Origin of the sequence: Niallia sp. RD1 (assembly GCF_024219955.1) — a bacterium.
In the GTDB taxonomy this organism is placed as follows: domain Bacteria; phylum Bacillota; class Bacilli; order Bacillales; family Cytobacillaceae; genus Niallia; species Niallia alba.
On sequence record NZ_CP100420.1, the window covers coordinates 2679735 to 2701918 of the forward strand.

Sequence of the window (22184 nt, forward strand, 5' to 3'; positions counted from 1 at the left end):
TATGATCAAGACGTTTGTAGAACAAGATAGATGGAACGGAATCTATAAAACCAAGATAACTTTCTTAGGACTTACCATATATGAAAGAGTTGATATTGACTTAGCAAAAGGTAAACCAAATGTTAAAGAGTTGTAGCTATTGTGGAGGGATCCATAAGCGTGGCTATCAATGTCCAAGTAAACCTAAGCGAGTCAAGCAACCTACCTACATTGATAAGTTCCGATGGTCAAGACGATGGAGAACCAAGGCAATACAGATCAATGAGCGTGATAAATATTTATGTCAGATATGTATTAGAAAACTATTTAATACAGTTCAACAATATAACTTCACAGACCTAGAAGTTCATCACATCATTCCTATTGTGGAAGACTGGGACAAGCGCCTAGAAGATGAGAACCTTATCTGCCTATGTGCTTATCACCACAAGATGGCTGAACGTGGAGAGATAGACAAACAGTTACTACTTGGTATTGCGAAAGAACAGGAGCGCAAGAATGCCATCTAGGAGCTGTTTATAAAGTATATCCCCCCGGGGGTCATGACTCTTTTTGGTGAGGTTCCCGGATACCACGTATCCAAGTTTGGTCAAAAAAAATTCCCGAAATGAAAAAAATAGGAGGTGAGGAAACGTGGCGAGACCAACAAAAAGTGTAAAAACCATGAGTAAAAATTTAACCAAAGAAGAAATTAATGCTCGAACAAAATTGGAGGATAAACTTAAGGGTGCAGCTGACGATCTTTCCCCTCCAAATTATTTTAACGCAACTCAAAAATCTATTTTTAATTCTATTGTGTCTGAATTACAAACTAGTGGAATTTTAGGTAATGCGGATGTTTATGTTTTAGAAACTTGTTCATTTGCTATTTATGAGTTGCAGATAATAAGAAAAGCAATTAATAAGAAACCTGGTCTTAGATATGATAAAGACATTATTAAAGCTAGGGAATCTTATACAAAAGACTTTTTCCGTTGTTGTAATGAACTAAGCTTATCTCCGCAATCGAGGGCTAAGATAGGAAATATCAATATACAAGCCCAAATTAAAGAAGACGACCCACTTCTTAAGGTTTTATCAGGCGGTAAGAAATGATATTAGAAAAAGCAATTAAATACGCGGAAAAAGTCACAACAGGGAAAGAGATCACAACTAAAGAAGTTATAATCCAATGTAATTTATTCTTGAGGGATTTAAAGAAGCAAGAACAAGAGGAATTTGCTTATTATTTTGATGAAGAAGCGATTGAAACCATCGAGGGTATACTCGAACTTCTACATTTTGCAACAGGGTTAGGAGTAATAGGGAAAACGATTTTAGATGGCTTGGAAGGATTCCAGGCTTTTTTTCTTGTCAATATTTTCGGATGGCGATTTAAAGAAGATCCAGAGAAGTTTCGTTATCGAGATGTAACTCTATTTATCCCACGAAAGAATGCTAAAACGTTCATTTGTGCTCTTATTATCATCATTTTAATGCTTACTGAAGATGATTATTCAGAGTTTTATAGTATCTGTCTGGACCGTGAATTGGCTGGGGAAGTAAAAAAGGCAATGACTCAAATAATTGTAGCAAGTCCTGCTGTCTCTAACCACTTCATCATCCCTAAAACTCTAAACGGAAGAATTTTGTGTAAATTAACAAATAGTTTCTTCCAAGCACGTACAGCAGAAGCGAATAAGAATAACTCGATACGTCCATCAGCATTTATTGCGGATGAGGTAGGCGCGTTTAAGGATTATGGCAATATAAATGCCATGAAATCTGGACAATTGAACGTTAAAAATCCTTTGCGTTTTAAATTGACCACAGCATATGCAGAAGACAGGTCCATCATGCTTGAAGAAATAGCTTATATAAAGCGAGTGCTTGCAGGACTTGTGGAAGATGATCGTATGTTTGCTCTACTTTATTATGCAGAGCCAGAGCATTTGTGGGATGATACGGGACTTTATCAAGCTAATCCGTTACGGATTGAAGATAACTTTAATGAAATAAGAGATGCCCGTAAAACAGCATTAGAAAAGCCCGCAGAGCGTGAAGAATATCTTTGTAAACATATGAATCACTTTTTACCTTCAAGCAGCGGAGAAGCCTTTATAAACGTTGAGGACTTACAAAAATGTGAGGTTGATAGCTTTGATTGGTCAGGTAGACAAGTATGGGTAGGGTTAGATTTGGCAATGACGAACGATAACTGTTCGTACAGCATGGTTACTGAAGAAGATACTAAAATTTACGCTGAATCTTTTGCTTTTGTGCCAACAGAACGAATTGAGGAAAAAAACAAGTTTGAAAAAATTAATTATCATGATTTTATAGCAGATGGAGTTTGTTTTTCTTGTGGGGATATGACAGTAGATTATGGATTTATTGAGGATAAGATTATGGAGATCGAAACAAGACATAACGTAGTAGTTGCGGGAATTGCTTATGATCGATATAACTGTTTATCGACAGCTCAAAGGTTAGAAAGAGAAGGGTACACAACTGTAGAAGCAAAACAGCATTCTAGTGTTCTCCATCCAGCAACCAAGTTGTTAAAGGAAAAAATACTCAATCGAGAGTTCCATTATACACCTAATCGTTTATTGGAAATCAACTTCCAGAACGCTAAAGTTACTTACGATAACAACAAAAATATGTATGTGAATAAGAAAAAATCATCCGGTAAAGTCGATATGGTTGTTAGTTTAATAAATGCCATTTATCTGCTGCAACAAGACGTAATTTTCAATCCAGATAGCGATTGGGGAGCACAAGTAATTTAAGGAGGTGAGATAGTGTGGCCATTTAAAAAAAAGGAAGAAAGAGAACTAACACCGGATGTTGATGAAGTGTTGTTACGGGCTTTGATTGGTTCGGGTGAAATTACAAAAGAAGAAGCAATGAATATTCCTGCTGTGTCATCTTGTGTAGGTGTCATTTCAGACACGATAGCAAGCCTTCCTGTTCTTTTATATAAAGAGGGTGACGGAAAGGTAGAAGAAGTCAAAGATGAGCGTGTAGAGCTTTTAAATGACGAAACAGGTGATACTTTAGATGGATTCCAATTTAAGAAGGCTATAGTGGAAGATTACTTACTCACTGGAGCTGGATATAGCTATATAAATCGAGAACGGAATCGAGTCAAAAGTCTCCATTATGTTGAAAATAGGAGCATTGCAGTAAACATCAATACAGATCCTATATTTAAGTCATACGATATTTTAGTCAACGGCACGACTTATCGAGATTTCGAGTTTATCAAACTTACGCGAAAGTCAAAGGATGGAATAACAGGAAAAGGAATCATCAAAGAAAACAACAAAATTTTATCAGTTGCTTATAATACTCTGATATTTGAAGAATTGTTGGTCAAAACAGGTGGTAATAAAAAAGGGTTTTTAAAATCTGCTGCTAGATTAAGTCTAGATGCAATAGAAAGTTTAAAACTCGCTTGGAAACAACTTTATTCGAATGACAATAGCGAAAATGTTGTTGTTTTAAACAATGGAGTTGATTTCAAAGAGGCTTCGAATACATCTGTGGAAATGCAATTAAATGAGAATAAAAAAACTAATGCAGCTGAAATATGTAAGATATTTGTTGTTCCTGAATCAATACTTAGTGGAAAAGCAAGCGATGATGAATATAACAACTGGATAAAGGTTTGTATATTACCTATTTTAATAGCTTTGCAAACTGCCTTTAATAAGGACCTTTTACTTCCGAGTGAAAAAGGTTCTTTTTATTTTGCCTTTGATACTAGGGAATTGTTAAAAGGAGACATTGAAAAACGATTCAGAGCCTATGAAATTGCTATAAAAAATAAGTTCTTTGAAATTAATGATGTTCGTTTCCTTGAAGATTTATCACCAATTGAAGCTTTTAATGACATGGTAGTACTTGGATTGAATGATGTTCTTTACAACATTAAAACTGGTGAGGTTTATACACCAAATACAGATAAAACAACCAATATGAACGATCAAAAAAAATCTTCGGGAGGAGGTGAGGACGATGCGAATAGAAATTCGAGGCAATCAGGTATTGCTTGATGGTTATGTTAATGCGGTTGACCGTGAGAGCCGAGTGCTTCCTTCACCTAGAGGAAGGTTTAAAGAGAAAATCATCCCTAAGACATTTGAAAAAGCTTTGCAAAGAGCAACAGATGTTGAATTGCGCTTTAACCACGATAAAGCCAGAAAGTTAGGATCCATTAGAGAAGGAAACCTGCAATTGTATGAAGATAATATAGGTTTGAGAGCAATTGCTACTGTATCTGATGATGAAGTCATTCAAAAGGCGAAAAACGGAGAGCTTCGAGGATGGTCATTTGGTTTTATAGACAATAAACCTAATTGGCAAGATGGAGAAAACGGCATTCAGCTTAGATATTTAGAAGATATCGACTTGTTAGAGGTTTCTATTCTTGATAAAACCCCAGCGTATATTGCCACTAGTATTGAAGCTCGAGGGGAAGAAGATGTAATCACCGAGAATAGAAGCGATGAATTTAAAGCGGAAATTGAAGATTTATCATCTCAAAATCAAGAAAAAAGAGAGTTTGATTACTCTTATTATGAAAACCAATTAGAACTTTTAAAATTGAAAGGTGGAAAATAATTTATGTCATACCAAAATGTTTTAGCAAAAAAAGTAATCGAGTACCGTTCTATGCCAACACTTGTTGAACAACGTAATAACTTGTTAGATGAAGCTGATAACCTAGTAAAAAAAGCAAAAGAAGAAACACGTGCTTTTTCTGATGATGAAAGCAAACGATTTGATGATATTAAAAAAGAAGTTGATCAAATTGATAAAACTCTAAAAGCTGAAGAAGAAGCACGAAGCTTTGATAAAAAGTTACCTGCGAAAAAAACAGAAAAGGAAGAAAAAGTACAAGCAGAAGAACGTGCATTCACAAACTATATTCGCGGAGTTGTGGAAGAAAGAGCCGATGTGAATTTAACTGTAGGTGCAAATGGTGCAGTTATTCCATCATCTATTGCTAATAAGATCATCCAAAAAGTATTTGATATTTCCCCGATTTATCAACTTGCTACTCGCTATAACATTGGAGGAACTTTAAGTATTCCTTATTACGATGAGTCTGCAGGAACAATTGAAATGGCTTATGCGGATGAATTTGTAGAATTAGAATCTACAAGCGGAAAATTCAATTCTATTCAATTAAAAGGATTCTTAGCTGGTGCTCTAAGTAAAGTATCAAAATCCTTAATTAACAATTCGCAATTCGATATTGTAAACTTTGTAATTAATAAAATGGCAGAGTCTATTGCAAAATGGATTGAAAATGAATTGCTAAATGGTACGACAAATAAAATTTCTGGATTAAGTACTGTATCTCAAACTGTGACTGCTGCTGCGGCTACTGCAATAACAACTGATGAACTTATTGATTTACAAGAAGAGGTCCCAGATGCTTTTCAAGGTTCATCGATTTGGATTATGAATAGATCAACAAGAAAAGCTATTCGAAAATTGAAAGATGCTGATGGGAATTACCTTTTAAACAAAGATATTTCAGCTAAATGGGGTTATACACTACTTGGAAAAGATGTTTATACATCTGATAATATGGCAGTAATGGAATCTGGAAAAACAGCAATTTTCTATGGAGATATGAGTGGATTGGCTGTTAAATTATCAGAAGATGTTTCTATCGAAGTATTGCGAGAAAAATATGCAACTCAACATGCTATTGGAGTTGTAGCGTGGATAGAAATGGATTCAAAAGTAGAAAATGCACAAAAAATCGCTAAATTAGTTATGAAATCAGCTTAATAAGGTGGGTAAAACCACCTTTTTGGGGGTGTAAAGGTGAAAGTAAAAGCGCTAGTCTCGTTTTCAGGAACCATTTCTATGGCTATAAATGAGGTAAGAGAAATTAATAACAAAACAGTATTAACCGATTTAATAAGTGCAGGCTATGTGGAAGAGGTTAAATCGAAGAAGAAGGCAAACTCTGATGAAAATAAGTGATTTAGTCATTCAAGACTTAAAAGATTACGCCCGTGTTTACCATGATGAAGATGATCAGTTATTTGAAAGTATTTTAATAGCTTGTCAGTCTTTTGTTAAAAACTACACTGGTCTTCCACAAGAAAGCATTGATTTGAAAGAAGATTTAACTATTGCTTTAATGGTTTTGGCTAATGAAATGTATGATAACCGAACAATGACGGTTCAGAATGACAAAGTGAATTTTGTTGTTAAATCAATATTAGACATGCACTCCATAAATTTATTGTAGGGGGGTGTTTTTTTATGAGTAGATACCAGATTAATCCTGGTGAATATCGTCATATTGTCTTTATCCAAAAGAAAGAGAAAGTGAAAAACAACTATGGTGAAAGAGTCGAAAATTGGGTTGACTATCTGAAAGCTAGAGTAGCCATTTATCCTGTAAGTGGTAAGGAGTTCTTTGCTGCTGAAACAATAAATAACGAGACAACTCATAAAATCAACATGAGATATGTTCCTAATAAATCTATTACACCTGACATGCGTATTAAATTTGGTGAAAGAATTTTCGATATCACTTCCCCACCAATAAACTTTCAAGAAAAGAACACTGAATTGCAGATCATGTGTAAGGAAGTGTTCTAATGGCAAGGCGAAGAAACGTTGAAATTGAAGGTTTGGATAATCTAATGAGGACTTTACGAACAATAGAGAACATTCCACAAAGGGTTGCTACTAAAGCGGCTAAAAAAGGGATGAATATTGCTTATAAGGCAGCTAGAAGGAATGCCCCTGTCGATGAAGGTAATATAAAAAAGGGGATTATTCTAAAGCCTGAAAGAACGAGAAAAAAGGGGAAAAAAGTTTACTTTGTTACTTTAGACAGATCTATGAATCATATATTCCAAGGGACATCTAATCAAACAGTTACAAGGTGGAATAGACGTACTAAACGAAGAGAAACGAGAAATAAAACGTCTTATTATCCTGCTTCACAAGAGTATGGATTTATGGCTAGAGACGGAAGATATATTCCGGGTTATCAATACTTAAGAAAATCAATAGATGGTTACAAAAGAGAAATTGAGAAAGAAATTGTCCGTGTAGCAACTGATGAAATAGACAAGTTGCCAAGAAACTGAGGTGCTTTATGAACTTTGAACAAGCATTAACAGCGGAACTAGAACAAATAGCAGGATTAATGGATAAGGTGTTCCCTTTAAATGCGGAAGAAGGGACTAAAGCACCTTATCTTATTTATTTTGGTTCGGAAGGATTAGAAGATAAAACGTTAGATGGTTATTTAGAAAGTAAAGAAGTAGAGTGCGAGCTTAATATTATGCAATATAGCTTTTTAGACCTTAAATATTTAAGTAAACAGGTCTTAGATAAGGTTAAGTCTTTTCAAAGTAGAGTGATCGGTGAAGATGGACCATTTATACAAAGTATATCTTATCAAAAGCCAGTAGTGCTTTATGAAAAAGAAGTTAACTTATATAGATGTGTAATTGAAATAACAGTTAAAATTGGAGGGAATTAAATATGGCTGAAGCAGCAATGGGTACAAAATTTAAAAAAGGAACAACAGCTATTGGAGAATTAACTTCAATCGGTGGAATGGATTTGTCTGCAGACACGATTGAAACAACAACATTAGATACAGAAGATGGATATAGAACTTTTGTTCAAGGGTTAAAGGATGCTGGAGAAGTATCTTTAAGCGGATATTTCGACCCAACTAAGCACGCAGGATTATTAACTGATTTCGAATCAGGAGCTGTTGCAACATATACAATTGAGTTTCCTTTCGGGGCTAAATGGTCATTTAGTGGGATTGTTACTGCTTATTCTACAAGTGCTGAAATGGAAGACAATGTGACGTTCGAAAGCACGCTAAAAGTAAGTGGTAAACCATCTTTAACAACTGGAACAACAGGATCGTAAGACTAGGGATTATTTCTTAGTCTTTTTTTATTATTAATATACGGAGGAATCGTAATGTCTGATAAAAACAATGTAGTAATGATTGAATTGGATCGTCCACGAGAAGTTAGGTTTGGACATAAAGCGTTAAAACGACTGACAGCAGATTTAGGGATTGATATCAACAGCTTTGAATTTGACGGTAATGACTTAGAACAAATAGAAAAAATTATGTTTTACGCATTACAATCTGATGCACATAAAAATAACGAACAATTAAAACTTGAGCATATGGAAGATTTATTAGATCAAGCGCCATCTTACAACGAAATAATTGAAAAGATGTCTCTTGCTCTAGAAAAAGCTTTCGGTCAATTTGAGGTTGACCAAAAAAACTTGATAGGGGTAGTGGAGAACAGCAAGAAGACGAACTGATTGATTTCAATTGGGAAGATTCTTTAAAGGTTGCCATCCGATGCGGAATACCCCTAAGTGAATATGAAGAAATGACTCCTTATGAACTTGATTTACATGTTAAAGTCCATCAAGAGATGAAGAAAGAAAAAGCGGAAAATGATATAAGCATTGCGTACTATACTGCCTACTTCCACAGAGTTGAGAAGTTAAAACCATTGAAAGAATACTTGGATAAGAAGCCAGTTAAAAAGAAAATGACTGATAAACAAATGTATGAACAAGTGAAAATGTTAAATGCTGCATTTGGTGGCGAAGTAATCGAGAGTAGTTAATAAACTGCTCTCTTTTTTGTATTTCAAAAACAGGGGGTGAATGTATTGGCGGTAGTAAGAAACCTTTTGGTTCGTGGTGGTGCGGATTTTTCATCCATGCGAACTGGTATGAGAAGAGCGCAAAGAGACGTTAGTAATTTCAGTAATAACCTTAGATCATCAGTAGGTAAAATTAATACTATTTTAGCTGCTATTGGTGCTGGATTAACATTTGGTTCAGCAATAAAGGATGCAATGAATGTGGAAGCTGCCTTGCAACAGGTTAATAGGCTTATGGGAAAAAGTGCTGAAGAATTTATGAAATGGTCCAATACAACAGGTGCCGCATTTGGTTTTTCTACATCCGAAGCAACTCGATTCGGTGCTATATATGGAAATTTAATTTCTACCTTTTCTCATACCACCCAAGAAACCCAAAAAATGACACAAGACTTATTAGAGACTACATCTATTATTGCGGCTGCAACTGGTCGTTCGATGGAAGATGTATCCGAACGTATTCGTTCAGGTATGTTAGGTAATACAGAAGCAATTGAGGACTTAGGTGTGAACGTTCAAGTTGCGATGATGGAAAGTACACAAGCCTTCCAAAACTTTGCGAATGGACAATCTTGGGATCAATTAGACTTCCAAACAAAACAAACAATTATGTACTACGGTATTTTAGAGCAGGCAGCTAAGAAATACGGAACTACATTGGCTCAGAATACGGCTTCAAGTATGGCTCAATTTGTGGCCCAATTAAATAACATCAAACTAGCTTTAGGTAATGCCTTCCTTCCAATTATCAACAGAGTACTTCCCACATTAACGGTTTTTGCAGCCAAAATAGCAAGCGTAATGAATATAGTGGCTCAATTTATGCAAGCTTTGTTTGGATCATCTAAAACAGCTAAGAACCAAGCTGCTACAGTTAAAGCTACTTCTGCCCAAGCTTCTGCCACAGGTGCGCAAGCATCAGCTGTAGATAGTTTAGGGAAAGCGATAAAGAAAACTGCCAAGGAAAAGAAAAAAGCAGATAAGCAGAATAGGGGAGTTGCTGGATTTGATGAAATAAACCAACTGGCTGATCCTGCGAAAGATTCAGGAAGTAGTGATTCTGGTGGGGATTCAGGTTCCGGTGGTGGTGGAGTATCTGGCGGTGGTGGAGTAGACGTACCAGGGCTAAACATGGGAAACACAGAAGGTGTCCTATCTAAGGTAAGTAAAAAGGTTCAAGAATTTGCTGATAAAGTGAAAAAATTCTTTGCTCCATTAGGGAAAGTGCTGAAAAAAGGGTGGGATGAAGTTTCTAAATATTTTTCATCTAAAATTAAGCAATTGAAGAAAATTTGGGATAAAAACGGTGACCAATTTGTTAAAGGTCTTAAAAACATTTGGAAAGGCATAAAACCAATTGTTAAATGGTTAGTAGATTTTATTTGGGATGCCATAAAGGGTTGTATCGACGGACTTATTAAGATATTTGAAGGAATTATAAAATTTATAGGCGGAGCTTTTACTGGAGACTGGAAAAAGGCATTTAGTGGTATAAAAGATATTTTTGTTGGGATAGTAAAATTCCTCTGGAACTTTATGAGTCTTACATTCTTTAAAGCTATTGGAAAAGGAATTGTTTCTTTGGTAACTACTTTTGGGACAGGTTTTAAAAATATCGTTACAAAGATAAAAGTTCCCTTTAATGGTATAGAATCATGGTTCAAGAAACTTGGAGAAGGGATGTTTAAAAAGTTAACAGATGCCTTTAAATCAGTTTCTAATTGGTTCAAGGTGAATGTTGGCGATAAAATAGTTGCGATATTTACAAGCTTAAAAACTTCTGTTGGTACTAAATCAGAGGCCATTTGGTCTGCTGTTAAAAGTTCTTTTTCTTCCGTTTACAATTGGTTCCGAGACAACGTTGCAAAGAAAATTGTTGAAGTTTTTGTTAATTGGAAAGTTGGTATCGCAGATAAAGCGGCAGCTATTTGGTCTGCAATTAAAAGTAAATTTGGCGGAGCATACAATTGGTTCCGAGATAATGTTGCTAAAAAGCCAATGGAAGCTTTTAATAACTGGCGATCTTCGATAGCTAATTCTGCCGGCAATGCATGGGCAGCGGTAAAAAGTAAATTTAAAGATGCGTACTCATGGTTCCAAAATAATGTTGTATCAAAAATATCTAAATCCTTAAGTAACATCAAAGATGGATTTAAAAATGGTATAGCAAGCGGATTGAAGTCGGTGTTAAACCAATTTATAGGAATGGTCAACGATGCACTTAGTACCTTTAACAGACTTAAAAACAAAGTACCAATTATCAAAAATTCCCCTGATATTCCTAAAATACCTAAGTTAGCTAAAGGTGGTATTACAAATGGTGAGACAATGGCTGTTGTAGGTGATAATCCAGGAGGTAAAGAGGTAATTTCTCCACTTGATAAATTGAATGATATCATGGCTACTACTGTGGGTAATGCAGTAACGCAAGCTATGCAATTCAGTAATATGAATAACAATAGCAACTCACAAAGTGGGGATATCATTTTAACTATAGATGGCCGGACGTTTGCAAGAATAGTTAAGCCACTTATAGATAAAGAAGGTCAGCGAGTCGGTGGCAATATGAAAATCAAATTAACATAAAAGGGGCGGGAATATGGCTATAATCAGTGTGAACGGAGTAGAACTTCCTGCTCCTTCTGAATATGACGTTGGGATAATGGATTTGTCTAAAGCAGAAAGAAATGCAAGAGGAACCATGATAATTGAACGAATAGCAACTAAAAGGAAAATAGAAATTGGTTGGTCCTTTTTAAAAGGTTCAGACTATAGCAAAATATTAAATTTGGTTAATCCTGTTTGGTTTACTGTTAGGTTCTTTGATCCAAAGGATAACGGGATGAGGAGCGGAACTTTTTATGTAGGTGATCGTCAAGCTCCTATGATTAAATTTAAGAACGGGAAAGCAGAATGGGAAAACATTAAAATGAGTTTTATAGAAAAGTAGGTGTATAAATATGATTACTGTCACAGAGGATTATAGGAATGCTATTTATGCACCTATTCGTCAAATTGATGCTCGAGTACACTTCACTTTATTTGGAGAAACCAAAACATATTATGATGATCGTATTATACGTTTCAATATTGTGGAAGAAAGAGAAACGGTTGCTGATACTTTACCAGCTAATGAAATAAGTTTGACATTAGATAATTTAGATAACGAGTTTAATTTATTAAGCTTATCAAACGTGGATCAAGTATTAGCAAGTAGACCAACAATAGAAATCGAATTCGGACTCGTATATGACGATTCCGTTTTTTTAACCTTCTATCAAGCTGATTCAGACGGTGAGAGCACCGAATGGATACCAATGGGTACATTCTATCTAGCGGAGTGGAAAAACGAAAGAGAAGCCAAAACAATCACTTTAGTGGCTAGAGATAATTTGGATTATTTATCTAATACTCCATATGAAAATACGATGTTCGAAGGTAATATGTATCAGTTAGCTGAGGACGTATTTATAAAAGCAGGAGTTACCGATTATGAAATTGATAATAATTTGAAAACAGTTATTACAAGTGGATTTAAAGAAAAATTGGACAGTAGGACAGCCTTGCAACATATCGGAATAGCTACCAGAAGCGCTATTTATCAAGATAGATATGGGATCATGGTTATCAAGCCTTTCGAGGTGCTAGATGCGAGTAGCAACTACCTTACTTTCCCTACACAAGATTATTACCACTTTGGAAGTCTGTATCCACTTGTAACAAGTGGTTTTGGCATGAGGAATATTGATTTTGATGATATGTATGAGGAACCGGAAATAACACTGGATAAGTCGATATATTCAGTATCAATCAACATTTACGATGGAGAAGAAACTAGGGAAAAATCATATATAAATAATGAAATAAACGGTAGATACGGAGATTCCTTTTCTTTAGATAATCCATTGATTGTTAATGACAGTATGGCTGATTCTGTAGCAGATTGGATTATCAAAGAAAGTAAATATAATGCGATTTATAAAGTGAACTGGAGGCAGAATCCAGCTTTAGAATGCACAGATGTAGTAATTATTGAGGACGGAATGAATGCGATGAAGCAATCCAGAATTTATCGCCAAGAATATGCATATGAGGGTTATTTAACAGGTATCACAGAAAGTAGAGGTGGAGTATAAATGTCTTACAATAAAAATATTTGGTCAGATAGAATTGTAGAGCGTCCATTGACTTTTACTATGCAACAAAACTCAGATGGAACTATTACGCTGATTCCTGCTGAGGGAGAAGTTATACAATCAGGTACTGCGCTTACAGCCAATAAATTAAATAATTTAGAATCGCAGTATGAAAAAGTTCAAGCGATTGCTCAAATGTTTAAACTGACAAAAGATAATGGCGAAAGAACTTATCTTAACGAGGCAACAGATATTTCAACACTAAATTCAGGTATATACTATTTAACTGCTCAAGATATTGCTAATCCTTCTGCGCCTATAGTTGATACGTCTTGGATGAATCTTGATGTTACGGTTAGTCGTGATGGTAGCATGAGACAGTTTACACTTAGAAGGAATCATGATAACAGATCATGGATAGGAACTCTCCACACTGATGGAACGTTTAGAGGATGGAAAGAGATAACTACCAAAATAGCTACTTTATGGAGTGGTGACAGTAGAGGAGACTTCTCTTCAACATTCACGTTATCAGAATCATTATCTAATTATGATTTTGCTTTTATTAAAATGAGAACAGGAGCAGGAATTAATGCCGCTGACCGTTTTATAGATGTGGGTACGATGAACGGTGGATTTCAATTAATTGAAGAAGGTACGAATATTCCGGATAGTACAACAAGTAATAATTTTTATTTGTACGAATATGTAACTGATTTTAATTCAGACTTAAAGTCATTTAAAAATGCTCGATGTGCGGCACTGGCTGTAAACGGTTCTGGTAACTCAACAAGAACTAATAACACTAATGATATTGGTATCATAAAGATTGTAGGAGTTAAATTATGATTATTAAACTAAACGAAAACAAAGAAATTATATCCTATGTAGAAACAGGTGAAATTGATGGTGGTATTAAAGTAGATAACATCCCGAGTGATTTTATCGAAAAGTACCAACCATCTTTTTTTATACTCAACGGCTCTATGATTGAAGAGAATCCTAACTTTAAGGAACAAGATACAATAATTATCGATAATACTGTTGAACAATTGAAACAAGAATTGGAGCAATCTAAACAGGATTATGCGGATTTGACTTATCAATTGATGATGGCAGGTGTTATTTAATGATTGATTGGTTAGAAAAAATTAGTCGATTTTATAAAAATGACAATTGGACAAAAGAACAAGTGGCAGCGGCTGTTGAGTTAAAGAAAATAACTAAAGAACAATATAAAGAAATAACAGGTGATGAATATGCCAGCGAATAACAGAGATTTAAAAACAGCCAATAACGGTAAGATTGCGCCACAATACTTTGATTCTGAGCAGGATGATTATTTTATTGTGGAAGGAGAAGAAGGTGGAGCTTTTTATCGTGAGCGAGGATCCATTGCTATGGAAGCTTGGGAAGGTTCATCTAGCACTACAAAAACATTTCTGAGTAAAAGGTATGGCTTTTCTATTATTAATGATGGTACTGCTGATTTAACTTTCACAATTAATGAACAAACAAGAAGAGTTAAACCAGGAGAAGGATACAATGCTTTGTTTGAACCGTTTACGGAGGTTTCTATATCCGCAACAAGCGTGTATCGTGCGGAGGTGCTTCGATAATGCCTTGGTATAACAAGTTACCCGATTTAAAAAATGATCCTAGATATTTAGCACCGAAGATAGAAGAGAATGCCGCACAGTTGGCGAATATTTTGGGTAAGATCGAAGGAACAACGAAAATAAGCGAACTAACTTCTCCGCAGTATTTAGCGCACAGGGGGAGTTCTTTTTTATATCCGGAGAATACGCTCGAAGCATTTAAGATGAGCAAGTTAAACGGAGCGCTGTTTATCGAATTAGATATTCGGCAGGATAGAACGGGTTCGTTATGCGTTATTCATGACGAAGAAGTCATTCGAGTAACCGGCATTAACAACCGAGGAACCGATCGAATTCAATACCTCAATCCTCCGTATGTGCGGTCAATGAAAGTTGACGGGTTATTGCCGAATTACCCAGCGCAGCCAATCGCTTATTTGGAAGAAGTGTTTCAGACGTTCGGTAATAAAGTTAATTACGCAATCGAATCGAAGGACAGAAGAAGCGCCGAGGCAATAGCGAACATGGCGGAAGCTTATCGCCTGCAGGGACACGTATTGATTCAGTCGTTCAGCCAAACGGAATTGAATGCGATTAATGACCGCGGATTCGATTTATTGCTACTAAGCGACAACGTAACAGATACCGAAGCATTACTCGACAATAACATTAAATACGTCGGCTGCAGTACGAGCGTAAGTGATTCATACGTAAGTATGCTGAATAATGCTGGAATTAAGGTTTTGGTATATACCGTAAATCATCAATATTTAGCGAAAAAGTATATTGCGCTTGGAGCATTCGGAGTATTTAGCGACGATCCTTTTTACGTATCAAATAATTATCCGACGAGAAAAGATGCGCCGTTTTCCGAAAGAGTATTTAGCAGCGGATTTATTCCACACTACGCAGAATACCGCGGAGGATTTACGAGTGATTATCGCTGGGGCTTCTTAACGAAAAGTGAAGACAGGGATTTCGTGCTACAAGGTTGGGCGGGTGAATTGCCGGATACCTTTACGATGACTCTAAACGCAAGCTTTATCGAAAGGGCTAACGGATGGGGAAGTATTGCGATTTGCACGCCGATTGACTACTTCGACGATAACAAAACGACATTGTCAAACGGGTATCATTTGCTGTTTAGTCCGAAAGGTATTTCGATTTATAAAGTGAAAAGCGGAGTAGGTACGTCGCTAGCGATTTCGGCGGAAATAGGCAATCTGACCGACGGAGCAACGAAAAACTTCACCGTTACAGTTAGCGCAACATCAATAACGTTTAGTACAAACGACGCAACCATCACTGTTAACGATTCAGAATTTCGTAATGGCTTTTTGCATTTCGGAAGAAAATGGGGAACTGTTTCCTTTCAAAATGTTCTAATTTCTTAAGAAGGTAGGGCGAATGTATGGGAATATTTCACCAGAATATTGATCCGGTTTATTTAATTAAACGCGCAGGAACAGCGGAAGACCCGTTCGTTGAGTTGAACGAAACCAAAACGGTTAAATACGGCAAGGTTCGCTTAGTGGAGTTTCCGGATTTTAATTCCGTGTTCAAAGCGGTCAGCCAAAGCGGAGTGGAGTTTAATGCTACTACAGAAGAAATTCCGAAAGAAACGGAATATCGTGTCGATTATATCGCAGGGTTGGATACAAGAATGCGATAAGCAAAAGTTGATGAAGACAAAAAAAGAAGTCCCTTTCCTATTCGGATTGGGACTTTTCTAATCTTAAAATATCGGTAATTTCACAATTTAATATTTCGCAAATCTTAGCTAAATTATCTAATGGTAATCTTGCTGTTTGATTCCTACACATTTCATTTATAGATGGTTGTCTAATCTCAGTTAGTTTTGCTAATTCTCTCTGAGACATGCCGATTTTATTTAAGTAATCATCAAGCGTTATAACTACTTTCACATAATCACACTCCTATAGTTGATACGTTAAAGTTATCACTTATCTCTTGACACGTAAAGCGTATAATTGTAAACTGTAGTAAATAATACGTTAAACGTATCAAAAAGGGGAGTGTAACAAATGGAAGTTGTTGATTTTGCTAGGGAACAATTGCTATATGAACTTTCCGAATTAGAAAGATACCGTAAAAGTAAGGATTTCAATGATGATCGCTATAAACTTAAATTGGCTGGAATACTATCTAGTTATGAAATAAAAAAAGAAATAACCGAATCGTTCGAAACAGACATACAAGAAAAAATGGCGGTGTATTTAGCTGCAAAGAAAATTGAAGGTCTATCACAAATAACCTTGACTGGGTATAGATACGAACTAAACATGCTAAATCAAGTTATAAATAAAAATACAATTGATATTACTTCAAATGACTTGCGTTATTATTTATCAACTTTTGACCATTTGGCTTTAAGCTCTATTGCGAGCAAAGTGTGGAAGTTAAAAAGCTTTTTTGGTTGGCTTCATAGAGAAGAAATAATTACAAGGGACCCTGCAGCCAAATTAAAAGCTCCAACTGTTGACAATATGTTAGTAAAGACTTTAACTGTTGAAGAATTTGAAATGATGAGGGAAGCATGCAAAACACTTCGAGAAAGAACGTTGATAGAATGTTTATATACGACTGGCTGTAGACTAAGTGAAATGGCTAATATGAATATTAGTGATGTTAATATGTTTTCTAAGAAAGCAAAAGTGTTTGGGAAGGGACGCAAAGAGCGAATCGTTTTCTTTAACGTTAAAGCTTTATATTACTTTAAAAAGTATATTAACAGCAGAAACGACGATTGCGAAGCGTTATTTGTAACTTACCGAAAACCTTACAGGAGAGTATCGGGTAGGTCTATCCAAGATGAGGTTGACACAATTGCTTCCAGAGCAAAAATATCCCATCCTGTTACTCCTCATTGGTTCAGAAGAACAATGGCAACAAGGATGTTAGAGACAGGAGCTTCAATTGCTACCGTACAAGATATTTTGGGACATGCTTCCCCAGAAACTACACGGAGATATCTAAATATCACAGAGGAATTTAAACAGGAACAACACAAAAAATATTTACCTATGTAGTCTTGCCTAATGGCAGGGCTATTTTTATTACCTTTAAGGGGGTGAGTCCATGATTACAGAGAGAAAAGGGGGATGGGAAAATGCCGGCGCAGGAGGTGCAAGTTGATGTGGATGTTTGGAAAAGTGCCATGCAATCAGAAATAGAAACCATTAAGAAAATGCAGGAGAAAGACCATGATAGGATAGATCAGCTGGAAAGAAAAACGGATATACATGAGCATGATATAAAAGACATCAAAGATACATTGAAAGAAATAAAAGACGATACGAAATGGTTACGGCGATCGATTACTAATGCACTTATTGTTGCGTTAATCGGTGGAGCTGTAGCCATTTTTTATGCAGCAATTAAAATCGGAGGATGATAAAAATGAAGAATTTTGACAAAGGTACTTTAATTAGAACAATCGTATTATTTATTGCTTTGGTTAATCAGTTTTTAGTGTCGTTTGGATTGTATGAAATACCGGGAACAGCAGAGGAACAAACGGCATTTATTTCCGCGATATTTACGTTTGTAACAGCTGTAATTGCTTGGTTTAAAAACAATTATGTTACTAGTAGAGGTAAAAAGCAAAAAGAAGTACTTAAAGAAAAAAATCTAACAAATGCGAAATGAGTGGCCTAACAGCTACTCTTTTTTAATTGGAGTGGTTTTAATGTTTAAGAAAATAAAATGGTTTTTCAGCAAAATTGATTTAGTTGAGCAAGACATCTTATTAAACGAAAAATATTAAGGAGTGTGGAAACAATGAGCTTGAAAACACTGCAAGATAAAGCTATTAAACGTATGGGGGCAGTTAAACCAATTGTAAAAGAAAAGGTCTTAGATATCATTGAACAGGCCTATAATGAAGGAATTTACGTATTGATTACAGACGGGTATCGTTCATATGCGGAACAAGATGCCTTATATGCACAAGGAAGAACAAAGCCGGGTAAAATCGTTACGAATGCAAAAGGCGGACAATCTAATCATAATTTTGGTATTGCTGTAGACTTTTGCTTAACTAACAAAGAAGGAACAGCAGCCTATTGGACAGTTAATGCACAATGGAAACGTGTTGCTGCTATTGCAAAAAGTATGGGGTTTGAATGGGGTGGAGATTGGACTAGCTTTAAAGACAATCCGCACTTGGAGTACACTGGTAAAATTACAGTTACACCAGATACAAAAGTGGATTCAGAAGTAGTTACTACTCCATCTAAGCCATCTGGCGGTAATAGTAATATTAAAGCTTATCAAAAGTTTTTGAATGGCTATGCTTCAAAAGCCAAGTTTACAAAGCTTAACGAAGATGGTTATACAGGTCCAAAAACAAAAACAGCATACATTCGAGTTTATCAACATTTAGTTGGAGTAGCTGTTGATGGCATCTTTGGACCAAAATCTAAAGCTGCAGCACCAATTGTGCAAAAAGGTAAGTCAAGTGCAACATGGAACAAGTTTGTGCAAGGTTTACTATATTGTCACGGATATGATCCACGCGGGTTCGATGGAATATTCGGTAATGGTATGCTAGCATCTGTTAAGAAATTCCAAAAAGATAAAGGCTTAACAGTAGATGGAATAGTCGGACCTAATACATTCGCTAAGTTCTTTGCATAAAATAACACGGATGGATATACAATAGTGATACAACATGTTTATACCTACAAGCCCTGTTCTACGGAGTGGGGTATTTTTTTGTACATTTCGTGAACTAAAAGGAATATCCTTCCACAATAAACAGAAAATGCATTCATAAAAACAGCCCAACTCATTGAGAAGGGCTTTTTTCTTATTTTACTTCAATTGTTAAATTAACTGCTTTAGATTGAGTGAAGTCTTCAGACACTACATCTCCTAAAGCTAACTTAATTTCTTTAATATCATCCACAGTAATTTGTTTACCTTCTGGAGCTAAGAATTCAATAATACCATCTTGTTTAACTCCACCTTGAATTTCTCCGCCAATGTTTCCATCCGTTAGGAAAAGGTTAGCTTCTAATTGCATATCTCCAACTACAGCAGAACCTTGGTCAGGATAAAACATAACTACTTGATCGTTTGTATTTTCAAGATTTATACCAACTTGAATTTTATTCTTTGTAATCTTTACTTCCCCTAATCCTATTTTAAGTCCAACTTCCTCAGCCGTCACAGAGCTTGCATCAACCTTTTTAGAACCATCATCTTTTTTGGCTGCGGTTGTTTCAGATGTCTTAGCTTTCCCATCTGCCCCTGTGCTTACTTTATCATCGTCTCCACTAAATGCTATTGCTAAAACAATAATTAAAACAACTAATGCTATTAATCCTAAGCATCCGAACTTAAAGAACTTTTTCAAAATATTTCCCCCCCTAAAATTTATCTATTTAACAACAAATATTTTACGGTTTAAGAGGAAATATTACTATAGTTTCGACAAAACTAGACATAATGTTACACTTCTTTTTTCTCAATCCAAATATCATTAATTCTTAAATCTAACTCTTTACAAATCTTATAAACAACTGGAAAGGTAGGTAGAGATTTATTGTTTGTTATTAAACTCATTGCTGCAGGACTTAATCCAATTTTTTTAGCAAATTCTCCTTGTTGAATATCTCTCTCTGCAAAAATTATTTTTAATCTACATTTAAAGTCCATAAAAACACCTCGTACATATAATTCTCTAAAAAGTATTATTGTCCTTTTTAATTTATTTTTAGGGACAAGATATAAAGGACATGCCAACTCTCATACCATTTACTATACCAAGTCAATTACCACTCTAGTAGCTCATTCGAGCATATGCCTGATTCCTATATATCAACGTATCAAGCTATTATTTAGCATGCTAGATTGATGGGATAGATACTATGTATCTACAAAGAGGTGGCGCTGTGAAAGGAGGAAACCGTTTTGTTTTTCGAAGCAGTAACAACTACTATCATGGGAGGGCTTGCCTTACATGCTCACCTTTCAAAAAATGGATTGAGTAACGATTCTAAAAAACTAAATAAGATTTTTTCTTTAACTGGATTAAATGTGAAAGATGGAAAGCAGACTTTAACCACTCAATTAGTAAAGAAAAGGAACTATGATTGGGGAACTGAATATCGCTATCGGATACCGTTGGGAAGAAGCTTTGAGGATTATTTATCTAAGCAAAAATCAATTGAAGCAGGATTAAATACACGTTCAGTAAAACTTCAATTAAGAGACCTAAAAGCGCTCAAATTAGACTCGAAAATACTTTCGAATATAAGAAGCTTATATCAAAGAAAACTCGCTGACAGGAAGGAAATAGAGATCGCTTATGATGGTATGTTAGTTGTCAGAGTATATAACGAGCCAATGCCAAAATTAGTGGATATGTTCGAAGGCAAAGCATGGGAAGTACCAATAGGAATTACGAGAGAAAAGAATAAATATATCCTTCATGATTTTGAAAAGATTCCACACTTTGTATTAGGTGGAGCTACTAGGTACGGTAAATCTAATCTTATTAACGGAATAATTACTTCACTCATTAAGCAGCAGTCAAACAACATAAAGCTTCATTTAATCGATTTAAAGGGCGGTGTGGAACTGTGTGACTATGAAAACATTAAACAGACAGTATCAATCGCATATGAGCCGGAAGAAGCGCTAGTTGTTTTAGAGAATGCTTATAACTTAATGAGACAACTGCAACAAACAGTTAAGAAAACAGGAAAAAAGAATGTGCAGCAAGCAGGAATAAAAGAAAGGCATTTTATCTTCATTGATGAAGTTGGGGAATTGAACCCAGAAGAAGCAGTGGATCGTGAAGAAAGAGAATTAAAAAAACAATGTCAAAAGTATATGAGTCAAATATCAAGGTTAGGAGCTGGACTTGGTTTTAGGTTAGTATTAGCAACACAATATCCAACAGGTGACGTTATCCCAAGACAATGCAAACAAAATAGTGATGCAAAACTATGCTTTCGTGTACAGTCTTCCACAGCTTCAAGAGTTGTGTTAGACGAAACAGGAGCAGAACAATTGCCACAAATAAAAGGTCGTGCAATATATCAAACAGCAGATAAAAGAGTCATCGTTCAAACACCATTAATTACTCCAAATGAAATTCAATCCACAATTAATCCACACATCATAGAAAAAGGAGGCAAGAAGATTGAAACCTCTAAACAGCCGACAAGAAGCAATACTATTGTCATTGAAAAAACTGGACTTTCTTAATCGTGATCAGCTGCAAATCATCCACAATCTAGGGAAAGTACGAAACACTAACAGAATCCTAAAAGAACTATCTCCATACTTAGAATCATTCCGGGAAGAGTATTCCACCATTTATTATTTAAACAGCGAAGGAAGGGCATATGTGAACTCTAACAAGGTACGTAGAAAGAACCCTTTTGTTAATCACACTATCCTTAGAAATTACTTTTATATATTTGCTAAAAAACCAACTGAATGGACTAATGAAGTGAAAATAAGTGATGGTATCACAACTTTAATAACTGATACCTGGTTTAAAGCAGGAGGAAAATATCATTTCTTAGAAGTGGATTCGTTGCAAAAAATGAAAGAGAACAGAGTGAAAGTAAATAACTATAAAGCCTTGTACACAGCTGGACATCTAGCAAAACACTTCGGCTATTTTCCACCTTTAATATGGCTTACTACGACTCAGTTACGCAAAAAACAATTAAAAGAATTGTGTAAGGAATTGCCTTGTGCTGTCTATGTGATTGATGAAATCAAATAAG

General features: G+C 35.5%; 33 protein-coding genes. 30 read left to right on the forward strand and 3 right to left on the reverse strand.

All coding sequences use genetic code 11. From position 1 onward, the window contains the following. Position 1: 1 nt before the first annotated feature. The 24 genes from NKG37_RS26105 to NKG37_RS12960 all read left to right on the forward strand — a co-directional run bounded on the left by NKG37_RS26105 (position 2) and on the right by NKG37_RS12960 (position 16087). Entirely contained in the window at positions 2 to 136 is a 135-nt protein-coding gene (locus NKG37_RS26105) for a hypothetical protein (RefSeq protein ID WP_302183229.1), read from the forward strand. Further along, positions 120 to 509 (forward strand): HNH endonuclease, encoded by a 390-nt coding sequence (locus tag NKG37_RS12850; RefSeq protein WP_254416321.1) that lies wholly within the window; start codon positions 120 to 122, stop codon positions 507 to 509. Before NKG37_RS26105 ends, NKG37_RS12850 begins: the two co-directional genes overlap by 17 nt. 124 nt (positions 510 to 633) lie before the next feature. Continuing rightward, on the forward strand, positions 634 to 1095 hold the full coding sequence (locus tag NKG37_RS12855; protein ID WP_254416322.1) for a P27 family phage terminase small subunit: 462 nt from the start codon (positions 634 to 636) through the stop codon (positions 1093 to 1095). Then, entirely contained in the window at positions 1092 to 2771 is a 1680-nt protein-coding gene (locus NKG37_RS12860) for a terminase large subunit (protein ID WP_254416323.1), read from the forward strand. Before NKG37_RS12855 ends, NKG37_RS12860 begins: the two co-directional genes overlap by 4 nt. A 12-nt stretch (positions 2772 to 2783) precedes the next feature. Beyond that, positions 2784 to 4040, forward strand: coding sequence for a phage portal protein (locus NKG37_RS12865; protein WP_254416324.1), 1257 nt, complete (start codon positions 2784 to 2786; stop codon positions 4038 to 4040). Next, entirely contained in the window at positions 4003 to 4608 is a 606-nt protein-coding gene (locus NKG37_RS12870; protein WP_254416325.1) for an HK97 family phage prohead protease, read from the forward strand. Before NKG37_RS12865 ends, NKG37_RS12870 begins: the two co-directional genes overlap by 38 nt. A gap of 3 nt (positions 4609 to 4611) precedes the next feature. Further along, positions 4612 to 5790 (forward strand): phage major capsid protein, encoded by a 1179-nt coding sequence (locus NKG37_RS12875; RefSeq protein WP_254416326.1) that lies wholly within the window; start codon positions 4612 to 4614, stop codon positions 5788 to 5790. A gap of 36 nt (positions 5791 to 5826) precedes the next feature. Then, on the forward strand, positions 5827 to 5988 hold the full coding sequence (locus NKG37_RS12880) for a hypothetical protein (protein WP_254416327.1): 162 nt from the start codon (positions 5827 to 5829) through the stop codon (positions 5986 to 5988). After that, the gene (locus NKG37_RS12885) at positions 5975 to 6259 is read left to right on the forward strand and encodes a head-tail connector protein (RefSeq protein WP_254416328.1); all 285 of its coding nucleotides are present in this window, start codon (positions 5975 to 5977) and stop codon (positions 6257 to 6259) included. The genes NKG37_RS12880 and NKG37_RS12885 overlap by 14 nt, the downstream gene beginning before the upstream one ends. A gap of 14 nt (positions 6260 to 6273) precedes the next feature. After that, on the forward strand, positions 6274 to 6615 hold the full coding sequence (locus NKG37_RS12890) for a phage head closure protein (protein WP_254416329.1): 342 nt from the start codon (positions 6274 to 6276) through the stop codon (positions 6613 to 6615). Beyond that, on the forward strand, positions 6615 to 7112 hold the full coding sequence (locus NKG37_RS12895; RefSeq protein ID WP_254416330.1) for an HK97 gp10 family phage protein: 498 nt from the start codon (positions 6615 to 6617) through the stop codon (positions 7110 to 7112). Before NKG37_RS12890 ends, NKG37_RS12895 begins: the two co-directional genes overlap by 1 nt. Positions 7113 to 7120: 8 nt before the next feature. Beyond that, positions 7121 to 7510, forward strand: coding sequence for a DUF3168 domain-containing protein (locus NKG37_RS12900; RefSeq protein WP_254416331.1), 390 nt, complete (start codon positions 7121 to 7123; stop codon positions 7508 to 7510). Positions 7511 to 7512: 2 nt separating this feature from the next. Continuing rightward, positions 7513 to 7914, forward strand: a complete 402-nt coding sequence (locus tag NKG37_RS12905) for a phage tail tube protein (RefSeq protein WP_254416332.1) — start codon at positions 7513 to 7515, stop codon at positions 7912 to 7914. A gap of 54 nt (positions 7915 to 7968) precedes the next feature. Then, positions 7969 to 8328, forward strand: coding sequence for a hypothetical protein (locus NKG37_RS12910; RefSeq protein WP_254416333.1), 360 nt, complete (start codon positions 7969 to 7971; stop codon positions 8326 to 8328). Between the two features lie 71 nt (positions 8329 to 8399). Beyond that, the gene (locus NKG37_RS12915; RefSeq protein WP_254416334.1) at positions 8400 to 8642 is read left to right on the forward strand and encodes a hypothetical protein; all 243 of its coding nucleotides are present in this window, start codon (positions 8400 to 8402) and stop codon (positions 8640 to 8642) included. A gap of 45 nt (positions 8643 to 8687) precedes the next feature. Then, on the forward strand, positions 8688 to 11267 hold the full coding sequence (locus NKG37_RS12920) for a phage tail protein (RefSeq protein WP_254416335.1): 2580 nt from the start codon (positions 8688 to 8690) through the stop codon (positions 11265 to 11267). Between the two features lie 13 nt (positions 11268 to 11280). Next, positions 11281 to 11631 (forward strand): DUF6711 family protein, encoded by a 351-nt coding sequence (locus NKG37_RS12925; protein ID WP_254416336.1) that lies wholly within the window; start codon positions 11281 to 11283, stop codon positions 11629 to 11631. A 10-nt stretch (positions 11632 to 11641) separates the two neighbouring features. After that, positions 11642 to 12817 carry a hypothetical protein gene (locus tag NKG37_RS12930; RefSeq protein ID WP_254416337.1) on the forward strand — a complete coding sequence of 392 codons (1176 nt, stop codon included), beginning with the start codon at positions 11642 to 11644 and terminating at the stop codon, positions 12815 to 12817. Beyond that, the gene (locus NKG37_RS12935; protein WP_254416338.1) at positions 12818 to 13666 is read left to right on the forward strand and encodes a hypothetical protein; all 849 of its coding nucleotides are present in this window, start codon (positions 12818 to 12820) and stop codon (positions 13664 to 13666) included. After that, positions 13663 to 13947 carry a DUF2977 domain-containing protein gene (locus tag NKG37_RS12940; RefSeq protein ID WP_254416339.1) on the forward strand — a complete coding sequence of 95 codons (285 nt, stop codon included), beginning with the start codon at positions 13663 to 13665 and terminating at the stop codon, positions 13945 to 13947. Before NKG37_RS12935 ends, NKG37_RS12940 begins: the two co-directional genes overlap by 4 nt. Further along, positions 13947 to 14090 carry an XkdX family protein gene (locus NKG37_RS12945; RefSeq protein WP_254416340.1) on the forward strand — a complete coding sequence of 48 codons (144 nt, stop codon included), beginning with the start codon at positions 13947 to 13949 and terminating at the stop codon, positions 14088 to 14090. Before NKG37_RS12940 ends, NKG37_RS12945 begins: the two co-directional genes overlap by 1 nt. Continuing rightward, entirely contained in the window at positions 14077 to 14436 is a 360-nt protein-coding gene (locus tag NKG37_RS12950; protein WP_254416341.1) for a hypothetical protein, read from the forward strand. The genes NKG37_RS12945 and NKG37_RS12950 overlap by 14 nt, the downstream gene beginning before the upstream one ends. A 203-nt stretch (positions 14437 to 14639) precedes the next feature. After that, positions 14640 to 15809 carry a glycerophosphodiester phosphodiesterase gene (locus tag NKG37_RS12955; RefSeq protein ID WP_254416397.1) on the forward strand — a complete coding sequence of 390 codons (1170 nt, stop codon included), beginning with the start codon at positions 14640 to 14642 and terminating at the stop codon, positions 15807 to 15809. Between the two features lie 17 nt (positions 15810 to 15826). Beyond that, the gene (locus NKG37_RS12960; protein WP_254416342.1) at positions 15827 to 16087 is read left to right on the forward strand and encodes a hypothetical protein; all 261 of its coding nucleotides are present in this window, start codon (positions 15827 to 15829) and stop codon (positions 16085 to 16087) included. Between the two features lie 37 nt (positions 16088 to 16124). Here the strand turns inward: NKG37_RS12960 and NKG37_RS12965 are convergent, their stop codons facing one another. Then, on the reverse strand, positions 16125 to 16340 hold the full coding sequence (locus NKG37_RS12965) for a helix-turn-helix domain-containing protein (protein WP_254416343.1): 216 nt from the start codon (positions 16338 to 16340) through the stop codon (positions 16125 to 16127). Positions 16341 to 16460: 120 nt separating this feature from the next. Here NKG37_RS12965 and NKG37_RS12970 point away from each other — a divergent pair, with 120 nt between their 5' ends. The 4 genes from NKG37_RS12970 (at position 16461) to NKG37_RS12985 (ending at position 19074) form a co-directional block, all read left to right on the forward strand. Beyond that, positions 16461 to 17465 (forward strand): tyrosine-type recombinase/integrase, encoded by a 1005-nt coding sequence (locus tag NKG37_RS12970; RefSeq protein WP_254416344.1) that lies wholly within the window; start codon positions 16461 to 16463, stop codon positions 17463 to 17465. A gap of 80 nt (positions 17466 to 17545) precedes the next feature. Next, positions 17546 to 17830, forward strand: a complete 285-nt coding sequence (locus tag NKG37_RS12975; protein WP_254414777.1) for a hemolysin XhlA family protein — start codon at positions 17546 to 17548, stop codon at positions 17828 to 17830. 5 nt (positions 17831 to 17835) lie between these two features. Next, on the forward strand, positions 17836 to 18084 hold the full coding sequence (locus NKG37_RS12980) for a phage holin (protein WP_254414778.1): 249 nt from the start codon (positions 17836 to 17838) through the stop codon (positions 18082 to 18084). A gap of 132 nt (positions 18085 to 18216) precedes the next feature. Further along, positions 18217 to 19074 carry a peptidoglycan-binding protein gene (locus NKG37_RS12985; protein WP_254414779.1) on the forward strand — a complete coding sequence of 286 codons (858 nt, stop codon included), beginning with the start codon at positions 18217 to 18219 and terminating at the stop codon, positions 19072 to 19074. A gap of 172 nt (positions 19075 to 19246) precedes the next feature. Here NKG37_RS12985 and NKG37_RS12990 read toward each other — a convergent pair whose 3' ends face one another. After that, positions 19247 to 19795 (reverse strand): hypothetical protein, encoded by a 549-nt coding sequence (locus tag NKG37_RS12990; protein ID WP_254414780.1) that lies wholly within the window; start codon positions 19793 to 19795, stop codon positions 19247 to 19249. 95 nt (positions 19796 to 19890) lie between these two features. Further along, entirely contained in the window at positions 19891 to 20097 is a 207-nt protein-coding gene (locus NKG37_RS12995) for a helix-turn-helix transcriptional regulator (RefSeq protein ID WP_224428485.1), read from the reverse strand. A gap of 255 nt (positions 20098 to 20352) precedes the next feature. On the opposite strand from NKG37_RS12995, the gene NKG37_RS13000 reads away from it, so the two are divergent. Further along, positions 20353 to 21654: an FtsK/SpoIIIE domain-containing protein gene (locus NKG37_RS13000; RefSeq protein ID WP_254414781.1), complete on the forward strand. Its 1302-nt coding sequence runs from the start codon at positions 20353 to 20355 to the stop codon at positions 21652 to 21654. Further along, the gene (locus tag NKG37_RS13005) at positions 21590 to 22183 is read left to right on the forward strand and encodes a replication-relaxation family protein (RefSeq protein WP_254414782.1); all 594 of its coding nucleotides are present in this window, start codon (positions 21590 to 21592) and stop codon (positions 22181 to 22183) included. The genes NKG37_RS13000 and NKG37_RS13005 overlap by 65 nt, the downstream gene beginning before the upstream one ends. The last annotated feature ends 1 nt before the right edge of the window (position 22184 follow it).